The 22,339-nt window shown below is 76.1% G+C and carries 19 protein-coding genes; 9 read left to right on the forward strand and 10 right to left on the reverse strand.

The window, feature by feature from the left end; genetic code table 11:
* Nucleotides 1-11: 11 nt before the first annotated feature.
* Both ABD665_RS10435 and ABD665_RS10440 read right to left on the reverse strand, forming a co-directional pair.
* Entirely contained in the window at nucleotides 12-878 is an 867-nt protein-coding gene (locus tag ABD665_RS10435) for an NAD-dependent epimerase/dehydratase family protein (RefSeq protein ID WP_204910714.1), read from the reverse strand.
* Between the two features lie 11 nt (nucleotides 879-889).
* Nucleotides 890-1,291 (reverse strand): HNH endonuclease, encoded by a 402-nt coding sequence (locus ABD665_RS10440; RefSeq protein ID WP_204910713.1) that lies wholly within the window; start codon nucleotides 1,289-1,291, stop codon nucleotides 890-892.
* A gap of 39 nt (nucleotides 1,292-1,330) precedes the next feature.
* Between ABD665_RS10440 and ABD665_RS10445 the strand changes: the two genes are divergently transcribed.
* Nucleotides 1,331-1,645, forward strand: coding sequence for a hypothetical protein (locus ABD665_RS10445; protein ID WP_204910712.1), 315 nt, complete (start codon nucleotides 1,331-1,333; stop codon nucleotides 1,643-1,645).
* 115 nt (nucleotides 1,646-1,760) lie between these two features.
* On the opposite strand, the gene ABD665_RS10450 is transcribed toward ABD665_RS10445, so the two are convergent.
* The gene (locus ABD665_RS10450) at nucleotides 1,761-2,135 is read right to left on the reverse strand and encodes a DoxX family protein (RefSeq protein ID WP_344742222.1); all 375 of its coding nucleotides are present in this window, start codon (nucleotides 2,133-2,135) and stop codon (nucleotides 1,761-1,763) included.
* A gap of 63 nt (nucleotides 2,136-2,198) precedes the next feature.
* Here ABD665_RS10450 and ABD665_RS10455 point away from each other — a divergent pair, with 63 nt between their 5' ends.
* From ABD665_RS10455 to ABD665_RS10480, 6 genes are all read left to right on the forward strand, one after another.
* A complete protein-coding gene (locus tag ABD665_RS10455; protein WP_204910711.1) occupies nucleotides 2,199-2,552 on the forward strand; it encodes a hypothetical protein in 354 nt (117 codons plus the stop codon).
* 101 nt (nucleotides 2,553-2,653) lie between these two features.
* Nucleotides 2,654-3,745, forward strand: a complete 1,092-nt coding sequence (locus ABD665_RS10460; protein ID WP_204910710.1) for a precorrin-3B synthase — start codon at nucleotides 2,654-2,656, stop codon at nucleotides 3,743-3,745.
* Nucleotides 3,738-4,418 (forward strand): precorrin-8X methylmutase, encoded by a 681-nt coding sequence (locus ABD665_RS10465; RefSeq protein ID WP_425562141.1) that lies wholly within the window; start codon nucleotides 3,738-3,740, stop codon nucleotides 4,416-4,418. Before ABD665_RS10460 ends, ABD665_RS10465 begins: the two co-directional genes overlap by 8 nt.
* A complete protein-coding gene (locus ABD665_RS10470; RefSeq protein WP_344742225.1) occupies nucleotides 4,415-5,953 on the forward strand; it encodes a precorrin-2 C(20)-methyltransferase in 1,539 nt (512 codons plus the stop codon). The genes ABD665_RS10465 and ABD665_RS10470 overlap by 4 nt, the downstream gene beginning before the upstream one ends.
* 534 nt (nucleotides 5,954-6,487) lie before the next feature.
* Nucleotides 6,488-8,314, forward strand: coding sequence for a histidine kinase (locus ABD665_RS10475; RefSeq protein WP_204910709.1), 1,827 nt, complete (start codon nucleotides 6,488-6,490; stop codon nucleotides 8,312-8,314).
* Nucleotides 8,305-8,958, forward strand: a complete 654-nt coding sequence (locus ABD665_RS10480; RefSeq protein WP_204910708.1) for a response regulator — start codon at nucleotides 8,305-8,307, stop codon at nucleotides 8,956-8,958. The genes ABD665_RS10475 and ABD665_RS10480 overlap by 10 nt, the downstream gene beginning before the upstream one ends.
* Before the next feature lie 21 nt (nucleotides 8,959-8,979).
* On the opposite strand, the gene ABD665_RS10485 is transcribed toward ABD665_RS10480, so the two are convergent.
* From ABD665_RS10485 to ABD665_RS10515, 7 genes are all read right to left on the reverse strand, one after another.
* Nucleotides 8,980-9,690, reverse strand: a complete 711-nt coding sequence (locus tag ABD665_RS10485; RefSeq protein ID WP_204910707.1) for a hypothetical protein — start codon at nucleotides 9,688-9,690, stop codon at nucleotides 8,980-8,982.
* A gap of 11 nt (nucleotides 9,691-9,701) precedes the next feature.
* Complete coding sequence (locus tag ABD665_RS10490) at nucleotides 9,702-15,245, reverse strand: DUF6531 domain-containing protein (RefSeq protein WP_204910706.1); 5,544 nt, start codon at nucleotides 15,243-15,245, stop codon at nucleotides 9,702-9,704.
* A gap of 220 nt (nucleotides 15,246-15,465) precedes the next feature.
* Nucleotides 15,466-15,753, reverse strand: a complete 288-nt coding sequence (locus ABD665_RS10495) for a pyrophosphorylase (protein ID WP_204910705.1) — start codon at nucleotides 15,751-15,753, stop codon at nucleotides 15,466-15,468.
* Nucleotides 15,754-15,917: 164 nt separating this feature from the next.
* Entirely contained in the window at nucleotides 15,918-16,607 is a 690-nt protein-coding gene (locus ABD665_RS10500) for a GAP family protein (protein WP_204910704.1), read from the reverse strand.
* 184 nt (nucleotides 16,608-16,791) lie between these two features.
* Nucleotides 16,792-17,595: a precorrin-4 C(11)-methyltransferase gene (cobM, locus tag ABD665_RS10505; protein WP_204910703.1), complete on the reverse strand. Its 804-nt coding sequence runs from the start codon at nucleotides 17,593-17,595 to the stop codon at nucleotides 16,792-16,794.
* A complete protein-coding gene (gene cbiE, locus ABD665_RS10510; RefSeq protein ID WP_204910702.1) occupies nucleotides 17,592-18,818 on the reverse strand; it encodes a precorrin-6y C5,15-methyltransferase (decarboxylating) subunit CbiE in 1,227 nt (408 codons plus the stop codon). Before cbiE ends, cobM begins: the two co-directional genes overlap by 4 nt.
* A 9-nt stretch (nucleotides 18,819-18,827) precedes the next feature.
* Nucleotides 18,828-19,685 carry an NmrA family NAD(P)-binding protein gene (locus ABD665_RS10515; RefSeq protein WP_204910701.1) on the reverse strand — a complete coding sequence of 286 codons (858 nt, stop codon included), beginning with the start codon at nucleotides 19,683-19,685 and terminating at the stop codon, nucleotides 18,828-18,830.
* Between the two features lie 82 nt (nucleotides 19,686-19,767).
* On the opposite strand from ABD665_RS10515, the gene ABD665_RS10520 reads away from it, so the two are divergent.
* Both ABD665_RS10520 and ABD665_RS10525 read left to right on the forward strand, forming a co-directional pair.
* Complete coding sequence (locus tag ABD665_RS10520; RefSeq protein WP_204910700.1) at nucleotides 19,768-20,484, forward strand: TetR family transcriptional regulator; 717 nt, start codon at nucleotides 19,768-19,770, stop codon at nucleotides 20,482-20,484.
* 28 nt (nucleotides 20,485-20,512) lie between these two features.
* On the forward strand, nucleotides 20,513-22,192 hold the full coding sequence (locus tag ABD665_RS10525; RefSeq protein ID WP_204910699.1) for a hypothetical protein: 1,680 nt from the start codon (nucleotides 20,513-20,515) through the stop codon (nucleotides 22,190-22,192).
* Nucleotides 22,193-22,339 lie beyond the last annotated feature (147 nt).

The raw sequence follows: 22,339 nt of genomic DNA on the forward strand, positions 1-22,339 counted from the left end.
GGTGTCCGGACTCAGCCGTGCTCGGCGTACGTGCCCTCCAGGAAGTCGTCGATCAGCGTCGGGCCCTGCGGGCTCCAGCCGAGCGCGACGGCCTTGGCGCCGAGGCTGAACCGCTGGTCGAGCAGCAGCGCGTCGGCGAAGGCCTCGCCGAGCCGGGCCCGGGTGGCCTCCACGGGTTCGGCGACGACGTCGTCCCCCGTCGCCTCGGCGACGTCGCGGACCGTCGGATTCTCGTCGGTCACGCCGAGCACCCGGCCCAGCGCCCGGCCGCTCTCGAGCACGGAGACGTAGAGGACGGCCAGGTCGTCCACGTGCACGACACCCCAGTGCTGGCTGCCGTCACCGAGCAGGACCAGCCGGCCCGAACCGTCGCGCGGCGCGTCGACCAGCAGGCGCGGCAGGCCGCCGTCGTGGCCGTAGACCACGCCGGGGACCACGATCGAGGCGACGAGGTCGGAGTCGAGCACCTCGGCCTCGACGGCCGGGCGCCACGCGGTCAGGGCGGGCGGGTTCAGGGGGCTGTCCTCCCCCAGGCCCTCGCCGCTGCCGTAGATCCACAGGCCGCTCGTGTGCACGTACGGCTTACTGGTGCCGTCGAACGCGTCGACCACGGCGGCGATCACGGCCCGGTCGAAGGCCGGGCTCGACGCGTCGCCGGGCGAGGCGGTGTGGATGGCGCCGTCGACCCCGCGCAGCTGCTCGGCGAGCCACGCGCTGTCGGTCAGGTCGCCCTTCACGGCGGTCGCGCCGGCCGCGGTGACCTGCTCGGCGGCCCGCTCGCTGCGGACCACCGCCGTGACGCTGTGCCCGGCCTTCCGCAGCTCGCTGAGCACGACCGACCCGATGTACCCGGTTCCCCCGGTGAGAAGTACGTCCATGACCCCGATCCTCACCCGCCGCGTCGGAGCCGGCGCACCTGGGTGGCGAGGTGGCCCCGGGCCCGGCGCTGACCGCCCCGCCGCGCGATCGCGTCCTCGAGCAGGGCCAGCACGCGGCGTACGCGGTCGCCGTCCGCCGGCCACCCCCGCCGCCCGCACTCCTCCAGCCACTCGGCCGCGCCGCGGTGCCCGCGCTCGCCGTTGCAGCGGCGGCAGGACGCGACCTCGTTCTCCAGCCAGGACGGCCCGCCCTTGACCCGTGGGACGAGGTGGTCGGTGGTCGGCACGACCTGCGCGCCGAACGTCCGCCCGCACCACACGCACGTCGGCCCGTCGCGCTCGAGCACGACCAGCAGCCGCTGGGCGCGGTCCAGCTGGGCCGGGTGCGGGGCGGGCTCCATGACGGCTCCCATGCTCCGCGCCGCGCCAACCGGGCGACGTAGGTTCGGGCCGTGCCTCTCACTCCCGCCACCCAGGTCCACACGGCCCCGCTTGTCGCCCTCGGGCTGCTCGGCGGCTACGCCGTCGCCCGCGAGACCGGCCTGCGCCCCCTCGGCGGCGTCGTCCTCGCCGCCGCCGGCACGTACGCCGGCCGCACCTGGCTCGCCCGCCGCGGCCCGGCCGTCACCGCCGCGCTGGGCGCGCTCTACGTGCTCGGGTTCGGTGCGTCGCACCCGCTCGCCAAGCGCATCGGCGCCTGGCCCTCGGTCCTGGCCGTCACCGCCGTCGCCACCGGCGCCAGCTGGGCGCTGGTCGACCGCCGCTAGGACTCGCCCATGCAGGAACGCCCCCTGAGCTTGTCGAAGGGCCTCGAAGAGGTTGGCTTCTCGCACGCCGACCACTGCGTGGCCCTTCGACAGGCTCAGGGGGCGTTCGTACGGCTCAGCGAACCGTTCTCGCGGCGCGCAGGGCCCAGAGGACCAGGGGGACCTGGAGCGGGAGGCGGGCGAGCGTGACCACACGGGCGCGCGGCGTACGGGCGGTGGTCGCCATGTGCACGTTGCCCGGGAAGACGGCCACGAAGAGGGCGGCCGTGGCCCGTCCCCCGAACCGCCGGGTCCCCGGAACCGCCACGAGGGCGGCGCAGAGCAGCTCGGCCACGCCGGAGCCGAGGGCCCAGGCGCGCTTGCTGCCCGGGAGCCAGTCCGGCAGGGCCGGGTCGAAGGTGTGCGGACGCACGAGGTGGGCCGCCCCCGTGAACGTCAGCAGCCCGGCGAGGCTCAGGGCGGCGCGGTCGGTGCTCGGGCGCGGGTTCACCGGACCATCCTGCGCGACGGGTCGGACGGTGCCCGCCGCCGCGGTCGCTGGCACAGTGGGCGGATGGCTGGCTGGCTGTTCGTCGACGCCCCGCTCGAAGAGGGCGAGGAGCTGCTGTTCCGACGCGTCTGCACGCTGCGCCGGGGCCGGCGGACCGTCGGCGGCGAGGTGAGCGTGACCGACCGCCGCCTGGTGTTCGTGCCCAACCGCCTCGAGCAGCTCGTCGGCGTCAAGGCCTCCGCCTTCCCGCGGGCGTCGGTCGACCACGTGACCGTCGTCCCGCCGCCGCCGGGCTCGGAACGCTTCGCCGCCCTGCCCCGGACCCCGCGCGCCCGCGCCGAGGTCGAGGTCGACGGCGACCTGCTGGTGCTGCAGCTCGAGGACGCCGCCGCGCTCGCGGGGGTGCTGGGCCACTGAGCGATGACCCGGCGGTGCACGTCCGGGGCGGCTCGGCGTACGGGTCTCATCCGGTCGTTCGCGGGGGTGGCGCGATCGGCGGACGCTCCTACGATGACCAGATGCCCCCGGAACCGCGTGCCGACCGTTGCCCCGGTGTGCTGCGCCCGCACGAGGCCGCCGACGGCGCGATGGTCCGGGTCCGGGTCCCCGGCGGCCAGACGACCGGGACCGCGCTGCGTGACCTGGGCCGGCTGGCGCAGACGTACGGCAGCGGCCTGCTGCAGCTGACCTCCCGCGGCAGCCTGCAGGTCCGGGGCCTGCCCGCGGCGGTCCCCGAACCCTTCGAGGACGCGGTGGGCCGGGCCGGCTTCCTGCCGTCCTCCACCCACGAACGCGTCCGCAACGTCGTCGCCTCGCCCCTCACCGGGCTCGTCGGCGGCCGGGCCGACCTGCGCCCGCTCGTCGCCCGGCTGGACGAGGCGCTGCTCGCCGAGCCGCGGCTGGCCGACCTGCCGGGCCGCTTCCTCTTCGTCCTCGACGACGGTCGCGGCGACGTCGAGGGCATGGGCGGCGACCTCGGCTACCGCGCGCTCGACGCCGGCCGGGGCGAGCTGATCGTCGGCGAGCGCCGCCGCGTCCGGCCCGTCCGCCTGGTCGAGGTGGCCGACACCCTCGTGTCCCTGGCGCTGACGTTCCTGGAGCGCCGGACCGAGGAGTGGCACGTGCGCCAGCTCCCGGAACCGCTCGTCCTGGGCACCGAGACCGCCCTGCCCGACGCGCCGAGCCCGACGCCGACCGGAGTCGTCAAGGAGCACCTCGTGGTCGACGTGCCCCTCGGCCTGCTGAGCCCCGTGCAGGTCGACGCCGTGCACGCCGCGGTCGGCGGCGGGCCGGTCGTCGTCACCCCCTGGCGCAGCCTCGTCCTGCCCGACGCCGCGCCCGCGCGCCGCGACCTGGCGAGCGTCGGCCTCGTGACCGAGCCGGACAACGCGTGGAGCCTGGTCAGCGCCTGCGTCGGGTCGCCCTGGTGCGGCAACGGCCGCGCGGACACCCAGGGACTCGCCGCCTCGCTGGTCCGCGCCGGCGGACCGGGCGGGCGTACGCACCTCAGCGGCTGCGAGCGGCGCTGCGGCGCCCCCGTCGGCCAGCACGTCGACCTCGTCGCGCCCACCCGGGTCGACATCGCCGAGCTCGTCCTCGCCCGTGCCTGACGCCGACGTGACCGCGCTGCCCGCGGCCCCGCCGACGCGGCGCTACGCGTACGAGACCGACCCCGGCTCGATCTACCGCGACTCGTTCGCGACGATCCGCGCCGAGACCGACCTGAGCCGGCTGCGGCCCGACGAGTCCGTCGTCGCCGTGCGGATGATCCACGCCGCGGGCGACACCGGCCTGGTCGACGACCTCGCGTTCCACCCGCGGCTCATCGGGGCCGCGCGCGACGCGCTGCGCGCCGGGGCGCCGGTCCTGACCGACGCGCAGATGATCGCCTCGGGCGTCACGCGGCGTCGGCTGCCCGCCGGCAACGAGGTCCGCTGCCTCCTGCACGACCCGCGGACGACCGGGCTGGCCCGTGCGTGGGGCACCACGCGTTCCGCGGCGGCCGTGTCGCTGTGGGGCGACGAGCTCGAGGGCGCGGTCGTGGCCATCGGCAACGCGCCGACCGCCCTGTTCCACCTGCTCGAGATCGTGGCCGACGGCGGACCCCGCCCCGCCGCGGTGATCGGGATCCCGGTCGGCTTCATCGGCTCGGCCGAGTCCAAGCGGGCCCTCGCCGCCAACCCGTACGACCTGCCCTTCCTCGTCGTGCACGGGCGGCGCGGCGGTTCGGCGCTCTGCGTCGCGGCGATCAACGCGCTCGCGACCGAGGACGAGCTCGCGTGAGCGCCCCCGTCCCCATCCCGGCCCCGGGGCGCCTCCACGGCGTCGGCGTCGGCCCCGGCGACCCCGAGCTGATCACCCTCAAAGCTGCCCGGCTGATCGCCGCGGCCGACGTCGTGGCGTACCACTCGGGCACGGCCGGCCGGTCGATCGCGCGCACGATCGCCGGCGACCTCGTCAGCGAGGACGCGGTCGAGGAGCTGCTGATCTATCCCGTGACCACGGGGACGACCGACCACCCGCTGGGCTACTACGGCGCGGTCGACGACTTCTACGACGAGTCCGCCGAACGGCTGGCCAAGCACCTGGACGCCGGCCGGAATGTGGTGGTGCTCGCCGAGGGCGACCCGATGTTCTACAGCTCCTACTCCTACCTGCACGACCGTCTGGCCGACCGCTACGCCTGCGAGGTCGTCCCCGGCGTGACGTCGGTGAGCGCCTCGACCGCGGCGCTCGCGACCCCGGTCGCCCGGCACGAGGACGTGCTCACGGTCCTGCCGGGCACCCTCGGGGTGCCCGAGCTCGCGCGGCGGCTGGCCGGCACGGACGCCGCGGCGATCATGAAGCTCGGGCGGACGTTCCGTGGGGTGGTCGAGGCCCTGCGCCAGGCCGGCCGGCTCGACGAGGCCCGCTACGTGGAGCGGGCCAGCACCGGGCGCGAGCGCGTCCTGCCCGTCCGCGACGTCGACCCCGACCAGGTGCCGTACTTCGCGATGGTGCTCGTGCCCGGCTCGGACCGCCGCGCCGACGCGGCCGACCGGGCCTCCTCCTCCGCGCCGGCCACGGCCCTTGACCCCGAACGCCCGGCGGACGGCGGGCAGCTGCTCGTCGTCGGGCTGGGGCCCGGGCCGGACGCCTGGCTCACGCCCGAGGTCGCCGGCGCGCTCGGCACGGTCGAGCACGTCTACGGCTACGGCCCGTACGTCGAGCGCGTCGCGCCCCGCCCCGGCCTGGAGCTGCACGCGAGCGGGAACACCGTGGAGCTCGACCGGGCCCGCGAGGCCTTCGTCATGGCCGCGACCGGCGCCCGCGTCGCGATCGTCTCCGGCGGCGACGCCGGGGTGTTCGGGATGGCCGCGGCGGCGTACGAGGTGGCCGACGAGTTCCCGGCCGTGCGCGTCGAGGTGCTGCCCGGCCTCACGGCCGCCCAGGCCGTCGCGGCCCGCGCGGGCGCGCCGCTGGGCGCGGACTACGCGGTCCTGTCGCTCTCGGACCGGCTCAAGCCGTGGGAGCTGGTCGAGCGCCGCCTCCGCGCCGCGGCCGAGGCCGACCTGGTCCTCGCCCTCTACAACCCCGCCTCCCGCAGCCGCGACTGGCAGGTCGCCGCCGCCCGCGACGTGCTGCTCGAGGTCCGCGGACCGGAGACGGTCGTCGTCCTGGGCCGCGACGTCGGCCGGGCCGAGGAGTCCGTCGTCGTCACCACCCTCGCCGACCTCGACCCCGCGGCCGTGGACATGAAGACCCTCGTGATCATCGGCAGCAGCGCCACCCGCGTCACCGGCGCCGGCCAGGTCTGGACCCCGCGCAGCACGGCCTGAGCGGCAGCGCGCCGCGCCGCCACCCCGCTCGAGGCACACCGTTCCTCTCGAGGCACACCAAACTGCCCGAGGCACACCGTGCAGGGTGTGCCTCCACGAGGACGGTGTGCCGCGATGAAGACGGTGTGCCTTCTCAAGGAGGGTTTGCCGAAAGCGCCGGGCCTGGGCGCCCGACCAAGCTCGAGTGCCAAGGCACACCGTTCCTCTCGAGGCACACCGAACTGCCCGAGGCACACCGTGCACGGTGTGCCTCCACGAAGACGGTGTGCCTCCACGAAGACGGTGTGCCGCGAGGCGCAAGGTGTGCCGATCCGACCGACCCCGCGTACGCCGACGGGCCGCGGAAGTGTGGACCCAGGTCCATAGGCGGGCGGGCGCGGACGGACCAGGCTGGTCCAGGCCCGTCGACGCGGGCGCCGGTCCAGCCCGGAGGAGCCACGGTGTCCGATCCGCAGCCCCCTCCCCGCCGGACCGGTGGCAGGTGGGGGACGCGTCGGCGGCCGCCTCCGGGGCACGGGCTGCCATGCTGGCGCCATGCGGGTGCGCCAGGGTCGCGCGCCCGTGCCCCTGGCCCGGGCCGGTGCGCCCGGGGCCCGGCGCTTCCCCCGGAACCGGCGCGGTGACCCGACGACGGCGCTGATCGGGGCCCTGTTCGTGGCCCTCCTCGTGGTCGGCGGCGCGCTGGCGCTCGACGTGCCGGAACCCCGCCCCGACCAGGTGCTGCCCGTGCTGGGCACCTCCGCGCTCTACCTCACCGCCGGCCTCGTGGCCTGGCGCCGTCGTCCGCACAACCGGATCGGCGTGCTGCTGCTGGTGACCGGGCTGTCGATCTGGCTGACCGCGCTCGCGAGCGCCCCGACCCGGTTCCTCTCGACCACGGCGCTCGTCGCCGGCTCGATGCCGCTGGCCCTGACCCTGCACCTGATCCTGGCCTACCCCTCCGGCCGGGTCGAGGGCCGCTTCGCGAAGGTGCTGGTCGGCCTGGGCTACCTCGCCTCCACGCTGCTGCAGGTGCCCGTCGTGCTGGTCGGCAGCGGACCCGCCGCCGTGTGGGACCCGCCCGCGGCCGCCTCCGTCGTCCTCGTGGCGAGCTGGGTGCAGACGACGGTCGGCGTGTTCTCCGTGGTCGCGGCGGCCGCTCTCGTCGCCGTGCGCATGCTCGACGCGGACCCGTACGAGCGCCGCCGGCTCGGGCCCATGGTCTGGTACCGCGTGCTGCTGCCGCTGCTGATCGCCGTGGGCGCGCTCGCGACCCAGCTGGCCGCCGACCGGCTCGCCACCGGGCTCGGGCTCGTGCAGTTCCTCGGGGTGCTCGGGCTGCCCGTGGTCTTCCTGGTCGGGCTCCTGCTCGGGTCCTTCGGCCGCGCGGGCGAGGTCGACGAGCTGGTGACCCGCATCGGCGCCACCACCCCGCGGCCCCGCGAGCTCAGCGCGGCGGTGGCGCAGGCGCTGGGCGACCCGGAGGCGGAGGTGGTCTACGCGCGCACGGACGTCGGCGCGGACGGCTTCGTCGACGAGTCCGGGCTCCCGGTCCCGGCCCGGCCGCGGGGCCGGCGGATCCACCCGGTGGCGTACAACGGGCGGACGGTGGGCGGCATCCTGCACCGCGAGGACCTGGACGCGGACGCGTCGGTGATGGAGGTGCTCGGCGGGGTCGTGGCCATGGGGATCGACGCGCAGCGCCTCGCGGCCCAGCAGCTGGCGCTCCTCGCCGACCTGCACGAGCGCGAGGCGGACCTGCAGGCGTCGCGCCGGCGCCTGCTGCAGGCCGAGGACACCGAGCGCCGGCGGATCTCCCGCGACCTGCACGACGGGGCCCAGCAGCACATCGTCCTGCTCGGCCTCAACGCCCGCCGGCTCAGCCGCAGCGCGAGCGACCCCGAGGTGGCGGCCTCCGCGGCGGGCATCGCCGACGGGATGACCGGGCTGCTCACCGAGTTCCGTGACCTGGTCGCGGGGATCATGCCCGCCGCGCTGCTCGACCGCGGGCTGGTGCCGGCCGTCGAGCTGCTGGCGGGACGGATGCCGCTGCCGACGACCGTGGAGGCGGAGGCGCTGCCCGCCCGGCTGCCGGCCGAGGTCGAGTCGACGCTCTACTTCGCGGTGTCGGAGGCCCTGACCAACGTGGTCAAGCACGCGGGGGCGACCACCGTCCGGGTCCGGTTCGCGCGGCTCGTCGACGACGACCGCGCACGGCTGCTGGTGACCGTCACCGACGACGGCACGGGCGGTGCCGACCCCGCCGCCGGCACCGGGCTGCGCGGTCTGGACGACCGGCTCGCCGCGCTGGGCGGCACCCTCACCGTCGGTCCCGGCCCGGGCGCCGGGACCGTCGTCCGCCTGGAGGTGCCGTGCGCCTGATCATCGCCGAGGACGAGGTCCTGCTGCGGGCCGGCCTGACCCGGCTGCTGGCCGACGAGGGCTACGACGTCGTCGCCACCGCGTCGACCGGGCCCGACCTGGTCACCGCCACCCTCTCCCTGCGTCCGGACCTCGTGATCACCGACATCCGGATGCCCCCGACCCACACCCGCGACGGCATCGCGGCCGCGCTGCGCCTCCGCCGGGAGCTCCCCTCGCTGGCCGTGCTCGTCCTCTCGCAGCACGTGGACAGCACCGGCGCCACCGAGCTGCTCGCCGACGGGGCGCAGGGCGTGGGCTACCTGCTGAAGCAGCGGATCATGGACGTCGACCCCTTCCTGGAGGCCGTGCGCGAGGTCCTGGCCGGCGGCACCGTGGTCGACGCGTCCGTGGTCGACGGCATGATCGGACGGCGCCGGACCGACAACCCCGTGGACCGCCTCAGCCCGCGGCGCCGGGAGACGCTGGCGCTGATGGCCCAGGGCATGAGCAACGCGCGGATCGCCGAGGAGCTCGTCGTCACCGAGCACGCGGTGGCCCGGAACATCTCCGCCATCTTCGACACCCTCGGGCTGCCGCCCTCGACGAACGAGCACCGTCGCGTGCTGGCGGTGCTCCGCTACCTCGACCGCCCCGGTCCCTGAGGCGTAAGGAGCGCCGGGCGCTCAGAGCCCGGTCGCGCGCCGGGCCTCGGCGAGGCTGACGACGGCGGCGCCGGGCGGCGGGGTCGCCGGGTTCGTCACGAGCACCGCGGGACCGGGGTAGAAGTCGGCGTCGAAGGGCCGCAGGCCGAGAGCGGCGGCGTACGCGACGAGCAGCTCCGGGCTGAACCGGTCCGCCACCTTGCGCCGGCGGTAGGCGTCCTCGTCCTCGAAGTCCTGCACGGTCCCGTTCGCGTCGAAGCGCCACCGCGTCTGGTCGCGCACCACGGAGACCGTGCGGACGTAGTTCAGGAAGTCCGTCGCGATCGGGGCGAACAGCTCGAGCTGGCGCCCGCCGAACCGGTCGGGCACGCCCGGGGACGCCTTGCGGTCCGGGATCGAGAGCACGACCACGCCCTGCACCATCAGCCGGCGGGCCAGGAACCCCACCGTGGTCGTCTGGTCGCCGCCCTGCACCCCGCAGTCGAAGACGGCCGTCCACCCGGGATCGGCCGTCGCGACCAGCAGCTCGCGCGGGCGCACGCCGCCCGTCAGCGGCTCCAGCCGACCGAGGGCGTCGGGCAGCCCGCCGGCCAGCGGCTCCGCCCGGGCCGAGCCGTGGATCTCGGCCCGCCACGCCCGCAGGCCCTCGGCGGCCTCGTCGAGGGGCGCCCGGAGGAACCCGATCCGCGAGGTGATCGGCGCGTACGCGTCGTCGAGCAGGACAGCTTCCACGTGCCGGGACCCTACGGGACCGTGTGGAGGTGGACGGTCGAGCCGGGGTCGTTCGCCAGGATGCGCTGCTCGTGGATCGGCCCGCGGTTGGACGAGGGCACGTCGAACTCCTCGTAGACCCGCGTGCCCCCGTGCGTGTACTGCAGGTCGGGCCGGTTGATCCCGACGCGCGTCCCGTTGATGTCCACCTGCTGCTGGTTGACCCGGAAGTCCGACGCGCCCTGCGCCTGCAGCTGCCCGATCCGCTGCTGGACGAAGGCGTTCTGCGTCGCGCTGCCGCCGACGGGACGGTTCAGGGGCAGGGCGGGCGGTGCCTGCGGGTTGACGTTCAGGTCCTGCGGCAGCCGGACGGGCGCGGGGTGCGGCGAGGGCGCGGGGGCCGGGTGGACGTCGTCGAGCGTGCGACCGGCCGCGCTCGCGATGCCGTGGCCCGCCGCACCGCCCACCCCGCCGAACGCCAGCCCGGTCGCGCCGCCGCGGGCGGTGGCCCCGAGGAACCCGGCCGCGTCGTGCGGGCCGGGCCCGGACGCGTACTGGTACGCCCCGGTCGCCGCGCCGCCGACCCCGCCGGAGGCCATGCCGGCGACCACGGCACCACGGACGCCGGTCGCGCCGAGCCGGGCCGCCAGCGCGCCGCCGCCGAAGGCACCGGCGGCGAAGCTGACGCCGACCTCGCCCCAGTTGACCTCGCCGGTCGTCGCCTTCTGGATGATCGTGTCGGCCCCGGCCGAGATGAGCATCGCGCCGGCCGGGCCGCCGACGCCGGTCGCCACCAGGACCACGCCCCCGATCACCATGGCCCCGCCGGCGACGTACTCCCAGTTGTCCTTCAGCCAGCTGCCCGTGGCGTCCATCGCCGTGCTGACCGCGCTCGACACCGCGCGGTAGGTGCCGGCGACGCCGTTGCTGTCGCGGTAAACGGCGAGCTCGGCGTCGGTGACGGGCCGCAGGCCGGCCGGGTCGAGCGCGTGCAGCGGGTCGTTGCCGGCGAAGGCGTACGGGTTGCCGGCCCAGCCGGTCCCGGTGACCGGGTCGAGCGGGTCGACGGAGAGGAAGCCGCGCGCCGTCGGGTCGTAGACCCGGGCGCCCATCCACTCCAGGCCGTCGACGCCGAGCTCGCCCGACGTCCCGACCGTGGCCGGACCCACGTCCGTCGCCCCCGCGGTCGCCCACGGGTCCGCGCCCACGGAACGCGCGCTGCGCCAGCCGGGCGCCGTCCAGGTCCGGCCGATCCCGGTCAGCGGCCCGGCGGTCAGGACGTCCGTGTCCCCGACCAGCACGGGCGCGCCGGCGAACGCGGCGGTGTCCCAGAAGACCTCGGTCCCGTCGACCGAGGCGAGCTCGCCGAGCGCGTCGGCGTGCACGGCGGTCCGGCGCGAGCGGGTGCCGTCGTGGTGGACGACGCCGGCGAGGTAGCCCGTCGGGTTCCACACCAGCTCGCGCGCCGAACCGTCGTCCCCCACCGAACGGGTCCGGCGGCCCACGCCGTCGTACGCGTGGGTCGTGCGGCGCCCGTCCGAGGTGACGCTGGCGAGCAGCTGGCCGGCGGCGTCGTGCACGTGCTCGACGGCGGACGTCCCGGCCGCCCCGGAGGTCGTCTCGCCCACGAGGCGACCGTCGGCGTCGTAGGCCCAGCGCTGCGTCGACGTGCCGTCGGCGGTCCGGGTCCGGGCCTCGACCAGCTGACAGGCGCCGTCGTGCTCGTACGTGGTGACGACGTCGGTGCCGTCCGCAGCGGGTCGCACGACCCGCCGGACACGGCCGTCGGCGTCCCGCCCGATCTCGGTGCGGCGTGCCCCGTCGGCGTCGGTGACCGTGTGGGCGACGACGAACGCGTCGCGGTACTCCCAGGACTGGACGAGCCCGCCGGCGACGGCCGAGACGAGGCGCCCGGCGGCGTCGCGGTCGAAGGCCGCGCGGCCGAGGGTCGTGTGGTCGACCGTGGCGAGCCGGCCGGCGGCGTCCCAGCCGTAGGCGGTGACCTGGCCGTCCGGCGTCGTCATCGACGTGCGCCGGCCCTCGGCGTCGTAGGTCCAGGCGACCGTACGGCCGTCGCGGCTGCGCCGGACCAGGTCCCCGCGGCCGTCCCACGCCAGCTCGTGCTCGACGCGGCGCGGACCGGTGTCGTCGGCGACCCGGACGGTCCGGCGCCGCAGGTCCCGGGTCAGCGCGGTCACCGTCCGGCCGTCGACAGCCATGGAGGCGGGCCGACCGGCGGCGTCGTAGGTCCACGTCGTCCGGCGCCCGTCCGGCGACTCCTGCCAGGCGAGCCGCCCGGCCGCGTCGTAGCCCGCCCGCGTCGTGCGGCCCAGCGGGTCGGTCTCGGAGGTGCAGCGGTGCAGCGCGTCGAACGTCCGGTGCGTCACCGCGCCCGTCGGGGTGGTCGTCGTGACGGCGCGGCCGAGCAGGTCGTAGCCGAAGCGCGTGACGCCACCGTTGCCGTCGACCGCCTCCACCAGCTGTCCGGCCGGGTCGTACCGGAACCGCCGCTGACCGGCGCGCGGGTCGCGCGACTCCACGACCCGGCCGAGCAGGTCGTAGGTCCAGGTCAGCGTCCCGAGGCCCGGCTCGTCGTGGGACACCACGCGGCCGGTCGGGTCGTACGCGGTCCGCACGACCTCGCCGGTCGGCAGCGTCTGCGCGACCGGGCGGCTGTCGACGTCGTACGCGATCGTCGTCACCCCGCCCAGCGGGTCGGTCACCGACGTCAGCCGGCCGCACGCGTCGTGGGCGTAGCGCGTGCTCGCCCCGCTCGGCGTGACGGTCTCGACGACCCGGCCCGCGGCGTCGCGGCGGAACAGGGTCAGCCCGCCCTCGGGGTCGAGGCCCTCGACCGGGCGGCCGCAGCGGTCGTAGGTGTAGACGACCGCGGAGCCGTCGGGACGCCCGGCCGACGTCAGCCGACCGAGCGGGTCGAAGCCGCTGACCGTCGCGCCGCCGGCGTCGGCCACCTCGACCTTCCCGTCGGCCTGGTCGAGGTCCACCCCGACCCGGACGCCCGTCGGGTCGACGCTCGCGACGGCCCGCCCGGACCGGTCGTGCTCCTGCGTCCAGGTGGCGCCCGTGGGGTCGGTCGAGGCGACCAGCCGGGACAGGGCGTCGTGGGTGAAGCGCCACGTCGAGCCGTCCGGCAGCGTCACCGCGGCGAGGTTCCCGAGGTCGTCGAGCGTGCGCGTGACGGCGCGGCCGAGGGCGTCGACGGTCGCGACCTCCTCGCCGTGGCGGCCGTGCTCCAGGGTCGTGCGGGCGCCGTACGGGTCGGTCGTCGCCGCGAGGCGTCCGGCGGCCGTGTGCTCGTAGCGCCAGGTCGCGCCGTCCGGGTCGCACCGCTCGGCGAGCAGCCCGGAGACCGGGTCGTAGGTGAAGGTGGCGCGGTGCCCGGAGGGCGTCACGGCGGCGACGACGCGACCGAGGCCGTCCCGCTCGAGCCGCGCGGTGGCGCCGTCGGCGTTGGTGGTGGCGACGAGGTCGCCGCGCGCGTCGTAGGCGTAGCGGACGACGACGCCGGTCGGGTCGACGACCTCGGTCAGCACCCCGTCGGCCCAGGTCAGCCGGGTCAGGCCGCCCTCCGGGTCGACGATCGTCGACGGGTTCCGCTGGTCGCCCGCGTACGTGTACGCGGTGACGCCGCCCTGCTCCGCGACCACCGTGGTGACCCGGTCCAGCGCGTCGTAGCCGTAGGTGAGGTCGGCGCCCGAGGGCGTGACGGTGCGGATCCGACGACCGCGCGCGTCGTGCTCGTGCACGGTCGTCGCACCGTCGCGCTCGGTGAGGAGCACCGGGTTGCCCCAGCGGTCGTACGAGGTGGACTGGCGCTGGTCGTCGGCGTCGACGACCCCGACCAGCCGGCCGCGCTCGTCGTGGACCCAGGTGTTGGACCGGGCGCCGTCCTCGTCGGAGACGACCGTCACCCGACCGGGCAGGTAGGCGAACCGGGAGACCCGGCCGAAGGGCGAGCGCTGCCGGACGACCCGTCCGCGCTCGTCGTAGACGTTCTCGACCTCGACCACGCCGTCCGCGTCGACGACGGCAGCGACCAGGCCGTCCTCGCCCCAGCGGTAGGTCCGGGTCCCGTTCGGCCCCGTCACCGCGACCAGCCGACCGTCGGCGTCGTACGCGTAGCCGACCTCGCGCCCGTCCGAGGTCCGCGCGGCGACGACGCGGCCGTCCCCGTCCTCCTTCTCGAGATCGTCGGCCCGCTCCAGCTCCACCCACGGGCCGCGGGCGTGCGTCAGCCGGACGACCCGGCCGGCCGCGTCCCGGCCGACCTCGACGAACGACCGCGCGTCGCGGGGGCCGTGGCCGAAGGCGAGCAGGGCCCCACCGGCCCCGAGGCGCCACCAGGACCCCTCGTTGCCGGTGACGAGCAGGTCGCCGGTCCCGGTGCCGCTGGCGGGGTCGCGGTCGCGGTCGAGCCAGAGGTTCTCGCCGACGGCGCGGTCCCAGCCGTCGCCGAGGCGCGGGAAGAAGACCTGCCTGCCGTCGGTGAGCACGAGCCGGGCCCGGTCGGGCTCCAGGACCAGGCCGGCCTCGCAGACCGACGCCCAGCCGGGGCCCCACGCCCCGGCCGGGCCGTCGGCGGCGCGGAAGGAGTTGTAGGTGCGCGCGAGCACCAGGGAGCCCGCCGCCCCGGGGAAGACCAGGTCGGTCTCGGTCTCCACGAAGTTGCCGGTGGCCGTGTTCACGGGGTCGTCGGCGTAGCCGGTGGTCGGTGGATGCCCCTGGGCCTGGACGGGCTCGATCACGAGGTCCGAACGGGTGACGTTCACGCCGGCGGCGTGCAGGGCGGCGGCGACCGCGCTGTCCGACAACGTGGAGACCTCGCCCTCGCCGCCCGCGGCGGTGAACGCGTCGGCGACGGTCGTCGCCCAGGCCACGTCCTCGTCGTTTGCGGCCAGCCAGGCGTCGAACCCGCTGAACACGCCGGCGGCGCTCAGGGTGCCCCAGCGGCACCGGGCCTGGAAGTCGGCGTAGTCCGCGCGCAGCACGGCCGGGCGCGAGCGCAGCGCGTCGTTCGCGCCCGTCGAGCCGGTCGCGAACGCCCGGAGCTGGGACGGCCGCGCGGAGGACGTGCCCCCGCCGCCGCCGGAGGCACCGCCGGGGGCGGGCGTCTGGCGCGACCGGTTGACCGCGGGCGACACGGCGACAGACACAGGTTCGGCCGGCGGGCCCACGGGCGGGTCGTCCCCGCCGCTCAGCCAGTCACCGAACTGCTCGAGCGCGTTGCGGTCGTCGTGCTCCTTCTTCCATGCCCGCGCCTTCTCGCGGCGCTGCTGCTCCTTGCGCGCCTCCTCCTTGAGCCGCTCCGCGCCGGTCGCGACCTCGCGCAGCCGGTTGGCCAGCTCCACCGCGTCACCGGCCGCGGTGTCGGCGTTGGTCGAGAAGAGCTCGGAGAAGTGGCCGCGGAAGTCCGTCAGGGCCGTCGTCACGAGGGAGGAGCGCTGACCGGTCTGGGAGGTGATCGTCGAGGCCGCCGTACGGCACGCCGTGATCAGTGCGTCCGCCGTCCCCACGTCGAACGGGACGTCTTCCTCGATCGCACCCAGGTCAGCCATCTGAACCTCCGACTTCCAGCTTCCGCGCACCCGCGCGGGCCAGCAGGGGCCCGGGATGCGTACGACGACGTGCGGCAGGCGGGCACGACGGTGCCCGGTCGAGCGGTGGTGCGGGGTGGGGCCGGGTCGTGGCGCCTACGCCCCCTGAGCCTGTCGAAGGGCCTCGGAGAGGTCGGCTATGAACGATCGGCGTCGCCACGACCCGGCCGGTCGGGCTCTGCTAGCTGCCGCCACCCGCGGTCATGATGTTCGTGGAGATCTGCTGCAGCTGGCCGCGCAGCTCCTCGAGCTCGATCTTGGCCTTGTCGAGGGCCGCCTTCGTCTCCGGCCACGTCGAGCTGCGGAACCGCTCGGCCAGCGGGCCGTCCCAGTTGTTCGGGTCGGAGAGGGCCTGGCCCTGCGTGTTGAGGTTGTTGATCTCGTTCGTCAGACCGCCGTTGATGATCGACTGCATCTGCGTGATGGCCGACTTCGCCTGCTCGCTGGAGAGGACGCGTCCTGCTGGCATACCAACCCACTTCCCGGCCGGCCCACGCCGACCCCTTCGATGGACATCGAGACGCCGGGGACTCGGGACCCGACGAGCCCGATCCTGGCAGAGCGCGGGGTCAGCCCCCGACCCCTCAGCAGAACCACGGCAACTCTTCATCGCCAGGCCGTCGGGGGCGGTCCTCAGAAGCGCGCGAGCCCGTCGACGACGAGCACGACGCCGACCGCCGCGGCTACCACGGCCGTCAGCACGGACCCGTGCACGACGAGCCAGTCCTGGGTCGCGCGGAGCCAGCGGGACGTCCGCTCCGGCGCGGCGTACGCGGCCACGAGCGGCAGCAGCACCGACGAGGCGGCGACGGCCAGGTAGAGCACGACGGCCAGCACGGACTCCGGGACCGGCATCGACCCGGCCCGGACGACGACGCCCGACGCCAGCCCGAGGACCAGGCCCTTGGGCTGCAGGTCCACGACGACGCTGGTCAGGAACACGGCGGGGACCGACGCCTCGGCGAGCCGACGCTGCCAGGCCGGCGCGTCCCGCTCCCGGGCCCGGTGGCGCCGCAGCCAGGCGACGACGCCGACCACGACCAGCGCGAGCCCGGCCGTCACCTCGGCCCCGGCCACGAGCGGGCCCTCCATCGCCGGCGTCGACCGCGGGGCCGGCAGCGCCCGGGCACCCGCCACGAACGCCACGGTGATCAGCGCGAGCCCGAAGACCCGCCCCGCGACGAACGCCCACACGCGGGTCATGCCGCTGCCCGCCAGAAGCAGCACGACGAGACCGGTCACCGGCAGCCAGCTGAACGCCCCCGCGAGTCCCAGCGGGATCAGTGCGCCGAGCGTGTCCCAGAAGCCTTGGTCGTCGGTCATGGTCGTCGGTCGCGCTCGGTGGTGGCGTCTGGGGCCGGAGGGGTGGGGGACGACGGCGCTTCACAACCATCCGCCAGGGACGGCCGACGCTCGGTGCCGGTCGTGCGTCCCTGGCTCCCGCCAGACCCGTCCACGTTCAGCGCCGTCGTCCCCCACCCCTCCTTCAGCGTCACGTCCCGCGCGCTCACTCCGCTCGGGTCGATCCGACGGGCTCCTGGGACAGGCCCGGAGTGCCCTCCCCAGCGGCCGGGCGGGGGCGGTGGCTGTCGTAGAGGTGGGACTCGGTGAAGTCGCGCGCAGCCAACGCCGGTCCGACCATGATCACGGCGGCCTGGCGGAGGCCGGCGGCCTCGACCGCGTCGGCGATGTCGGTGAGGGTGCCGCGCAGGACGGTCTCGTCGGGCTGGGAGGCGTTGCCGACGACGACGACGGGGCAGTCGGGGCCGTACGGCTCGACGAGGCTGGCGGCGAGCTCGCGGGTGCGGCGGATGGCGAGGTGCAGGACGAGGGTGGCGCGGCTGCGGGCCAGGTAGGCCAGGGACTCGGTCTCGGGCATGGCGGTCGAAGCGGCCTGGGCGCGGGTGAGGATGACGGTCTGGGCGACCTCGGGGACGGTCAGCTCGCGGCCGACGCGCGCGGCCGCGGCGGCGTACGCGGGGACGCCGGGCGTGACGTCCCAGGGGACGCCGGCGGCGTCGAGGCGGCGGGTCTGCTCGGCGAGCGCGGAGTAGAGCGACGGGTCGCCGGAGCAGAGCCGGGCGACGTCCTGGCCGGCCTCGTGCGCGGCGACCAGGTGCGCGGTGATCGCGTCGAGGTCGAGGTGCTGGCTGTCGACGAGCGTGGCGCCGGCCGGGCAGTGGCCGAGCACGGCCTCGTCGAGGTAGGTGCCGGCGAAGACGCAGACGGCCGAGGTCTCGAGCAGACGGACGGCCCGCAGGGTCAGGAGGTCGGCCGCGCCGGGCCCGGCCCCGATGAAGTGGACGGTCACGCGTCGGCGTCCCGGTCGGCGGGGTCGATCTGCAGGCTCCACTGGGTGACCGGCCGGGCGGGGGCCCAGCCGCGGTAGCGGCCGAGCGGGCCGAGCGTCTCGACGTGGAGGCGGACGAGGTCGCCGCCGAGCCGGGCGTGCAGGTCGAGGACCAGCGTCTCGGTCTCGACCGTCACGGCGTGCACGACCAGGCGCCCGCCGGGCTTGATCATCGTGAGGACGGTGTGCAGCAGGTTGGTGTCGGCGCCGCCGCCGACGAAGACGGCGTCGGGCGCGGGCAGCCAGGTCAGGGCGTCCGCGTTCACGCCGCTGATCACCTGCAGGCCGGGGACGCCGAGGTGGCGGGCGTTGCGGGTGATGCGGGCGGCCCGCTCGCCGTCGCGCTCCACGGCGATCGCACGGGCCCCGCGGACGGCGCGGCACCACTCGACCGAGACGGAACCGGCGCCCGCGCCGAGGTCCCAGAGCAGGTCGCCCTCGGTGGGGCGCAGGTGCGCGAGGGCGGCGGCGCGGACGACCCGCTTGGAGATCTGGCCGTCGTGCTCGTACGCGTCGTCGGGCAGGCCCGGGACCGGCGAGCTGTCGGCGTCGGGCTGGTCGGTGGCGCAGGCGACGCAGACCACGTTGAGGGCGGGCACGTCGCCCTCGACGCCGGTCGCGGCCAGCGTCTCCCGCCGCGTCTCGGCCGGCGTCCCCAGGTCGCCGAGGACGGTGACGACGCTCAGCCCGTAGCCCGCCTCGGCCAGCACGGCGGCGATCGCGGCCGGGCTCCCGGCGTCGCGGGACAGGGCCACGAGCCGTCGGCCCGGGGCGACGAGTCCGCGGACCTCCTGGGCGCCGTCCGAGGTGATGCGGACGACGTCGACGGTCGCGGCGTCCCAGCCCATCCGCGCCCCGGCCAGCGCGACGGACGAGACGGCGGGGTGCACGCGGACGGCCTCGACGCCGAGCAGGTCGACGAGGGTGCCGCCGATCCCGGCGACGAGCGGGTCGCCGCTGGCCAGGGCGACGACGCGGCGACCGGCGAACCCGTCGAGGAAGGCGGGCAGCTGCGGGCGGAGCGGGCTCGGCCACGGGTGCCGCTCCTGGCCGGCGACCTCGGGAACCAGGCCGAGGTGCCGGGGGGCGCCGAGCAGGACCTCGGCGCCGGTCACCAGGTCGCGCTCGGCCTCGCCGAGGCCGGACCAGCCGACCGCGGGCAGACCCACGACGTCGACGACCACGTGCTCAGCCTAGGCGGGCAGCGACCGGGCCAGCTCGTCGTGGACGCTCTGCGGCTCACGACCGAGGAGCGTGGTGAGCAGCGGGTCGGTGCCCGCGAAGAACCCCTGGTGAGCGGCCTCGAACATGCCGAGCGCGAAGCGGGCCATGCCCTCCGGCCGCCCGGCGGCGACCTGCGCCGCGATCCAGGGCTCGACGCCGAGGACCTCGCTCCGGACGGTCCGCCCGGCCACCGCCGAGGCGATCTCGGCCACCTCGGCGAAGGTGGGCGCCGCGTTCGCGGTCAGCGTCGTCGGGCCCTCGTACGCGCCGTCGGAGGCGATGATCACGGCGGCGGCCTCGGCCTCGTCCTCCCGGGACGTCCAGGAGACCGGTCCGTCGACGGGCACGGAGACGACGCCGGTCTCGCGCCAGGGACCGACGAGCCAGCCGAGGCTGTGCGCGTAGAAGCCGTTGCGCAGCGAGGTCCACGGGACCCCGGAGGCCGCGAGCAGCTCCTCGGTCCGGGCGTGGTCGCGCCCCGGGCCGAACGGGGTGTCGAGGGCGGCGCCCTGGTGGCTCGTGTAGAGGATCCGCCCGACGCCGGCCGCCACGGCGGCGTCGATCGCCGTCCGGTGCAGGGCGACCGCGTCCGCGGAGGGGTCGCTCGACGAGACGAGGAGCAGCTGGTCAGCGCCGGCGAACGCCGCCGGGAGCGAGGCGGGGTCGGCGAAGTCGGCCCGGCGCACGGCGACGCCGGCGTCCGCGAACCGCGCGGCGCGGGCCGGGTCCCGTACGGCCACGACGAGCTCCGAGGCGGGCGTGGAGGTGAGCAGGTGGTCGACGGTGGCGCCGTTGAGCGCGCCCGTCGCTCCGGTGACGACGATCATGGGGTCTCCTTGGTAGCAGTGGAAGCAGTTCGACGGTAGCAGTGGAAACGCACCGCTATCAAGGTTCCGTTAGCATCGGTCCATGGCCGAGCCGACCGACGCCCGCAGCGCCACCCGCGCGCGCATCGTCGAGGTCGCCGCCGGGCTGCTGGCGGGGTCCGGGCCGGCCGCGGTGACCACCCGAGCCGTCGCCGACCGGGCGGGGGTCCAGGCGCCGACGATCTACCGGCTGTTCGGGGACAAGGACGGCCTCCTCGAGGCGGTCGCCGAGCACGTCATGGCCACGCACGTGGCGGCCAAGCAGGCCATGGAGGCGGCGGCCGTCGCCGGCGGCCACGACCCGCTCGACGAGCTGCGGACCAGCTGGTTCGCCCAGATCGAGTTCGGGCTGGCCAACCCGGCGGTGTTCCGGATGCTCAGCGAGCCGGGCCGCGTACGGCAGTCGCCCGCCGCGCAGTCGGGGCAGCGCGTCCTGGAGTCGCGCGTGCACCGGGTGGCCGCGACCGGCCGCCTGCGGGTCAGCGAGGCGCGCGCCGTGGGGATGGTCCAGTCCGCCGGGGTCGGCGTCATCCAGGTGCTGCTGACCACCGAGCCCGAGCACCGCGACCCGGACCTGGCGGAGAGCGTCTACGACGCCGTCCTCGCCCGGATCCTCACCGACCCCCCGGCGCACGCTGACGCGGGGCCGGTCGCGGAGGCGGTCGCCTTCCGGACGCTCGTGCCCCGGCTGGAGGCGCTGACCGACGCCGAGCGCGGGCTGCTGGTCGAGTGGCTCGACCGGGTGATCGACACCCCGTGACCGGGTAGAGCGTGATCGACTGCGGGGCATGACGAACCGGGGTCTCCGCTCGCTCGCGGCGGGACGGGCGGCGGCGCCGACGGAGATCCACCGGACCGCCTACCTGCGCCGGCACGACGCGCGGAGCGAGGCCGAGGTCAAGCGCCGCGCCCGTGCCGAGGGCCGCACGACCTTCCACGCGCACGTGGGTTCGACGGACTGGCCGGCGACGGCCCGGGCGCTGCAGGAGATCGAGGCGGGCCTCGCCGAGCACGGCCTGGCCTGCGACCGCTTCGGGCTGACGCTGTCGCGGGCGATGAGCGTCCCCGAGGCCGAGCGCGCGGGCGTGCACAAGGAGACCGGCCCGTCGCTGCGTGCGGAGGAGTGGGCCGTGCTCGGGGAGGCGGCCGCCATCCAGCCGCACCTCGGCGACTTCATGATCGGCACGCCGGCTGGTGCCGAGCACGCCCGGGCCGCGCTGGGCGCCGGGGTCACGACGATCGGCAACCTCGGCCAGTACTGGTCCTTCGAGGTGCCGGGCGGGCAGGACGCGCTGCAGGTGACCGAGGCGACCGTCCGGGCGATCGGCATGCTCGCCGCCTGGCGCGACCGCGGCGCGCTCGTGCACTCCTACCTCGACGATGGCGTCGCGATGCAGGCGAGCCACTACGGCTCGTACGTCGGCTGGGCGGCGCTCGAGCGCCACGTCGTCGAGGACCTCTGCGGCGCACGGCTCGCGCACTCGTACGGCGGCCTCGTCGACGACCCGTGGCACCGGGCGGTGGTGCACCTCGCGGTCGACGACGTGCACGACCGCGACCACCTCGGCTCGATGGTCTACGGCAACACCGTCGACATGCGGGCCCGCGACCGGGCGCACAACGAGGAGGTCCTGCGGCGCTATCTCACCATCGACCTCGCCGCCCAGCTCCGGCGCCCGACCGGCCACGCCGTGCACCCCGTCCCGCTGACCGAGGCCGAGCGGGTGCCCACCGGCGCGGAGAACCTCGAGGTCCAGCTCCTCGCCCACGCGCTCGACGCGGACGTGCGGCGCTCCGGTGCCGTCGTGGACTGGGACCGGGCCGAGCGGCTGGCGGGCGAGGTGGCGGCGTACGCGCTCGGGTTCCGGGACGCGGCGCTGCGGCTGCTGCTCGACGACGGCGTGGACGTCGCCGACCCGGTCGCCCTGCTGCTCGCCCTGCGGATGCTCGGCACCGCCGGCCTCGAGGAACGCCTGCGGCTGCCGGTCCCGCGCGCCGTCGCCGACCTGGTGCCCTGGAAGGCCCGGCACGTCCGGTCGCTCGCGGGCGACCTGGACGCCGAGCTGCCCGACCTGCGCGGGACCCGGCTCGTGCTCGCCGTCCTCGACGTCCACGACGTCGTCCGCGACGCCCTCCTGCACGCCCTGCCGAGGGCCGGCGCGGAGGTCGTGCTGCTGCCGAGCGACGCGACCCCGGCCGGCGTCGTGCACGCGGCCGTGGCCGAGGACGCCGACGTGATCGTGCTCGGGACGTACAACGGTGCCGCCCTCGCCGTCGGCCGCGAGCTCCGCGCCGCGGTCGAGGCGACCGGCTTCGAGGGCGCGGTGATCATCGGCGGCAAGCTCAACCAGGACACCGGCGGCGACTCCCCCGTCGACGTGGTCGAGGACCTGCGGGCCCTCGGGCTGCAGCCCGCCGCCACCCTGTCCGACGCCGCCCGCCTCCTCGGGCGGGTGAACGTTCCGTGACGGTTCGGGTGAACGCGGGATGACGCCGCGGGCGGGCGATGGGCGTACGGCCGGGCGTCCGTCCCGCCTGAACGGCCGCTGAGCAGGAGGTTTGATTCCTCCGGGCGCCGCACCTGCCGAGGCGGCGACGCCTGCGGCACAGCGGGG

It is taken from the genome of Microlunatus spumicola (assembly GCF_039536445.1).
Classification (GTDB): Bacteria; Actinomycetota; Actinomycetes; order Propionibacteriales; family Propionibacteriaceae; genus Microlunatus; species Microlunatus spumicola.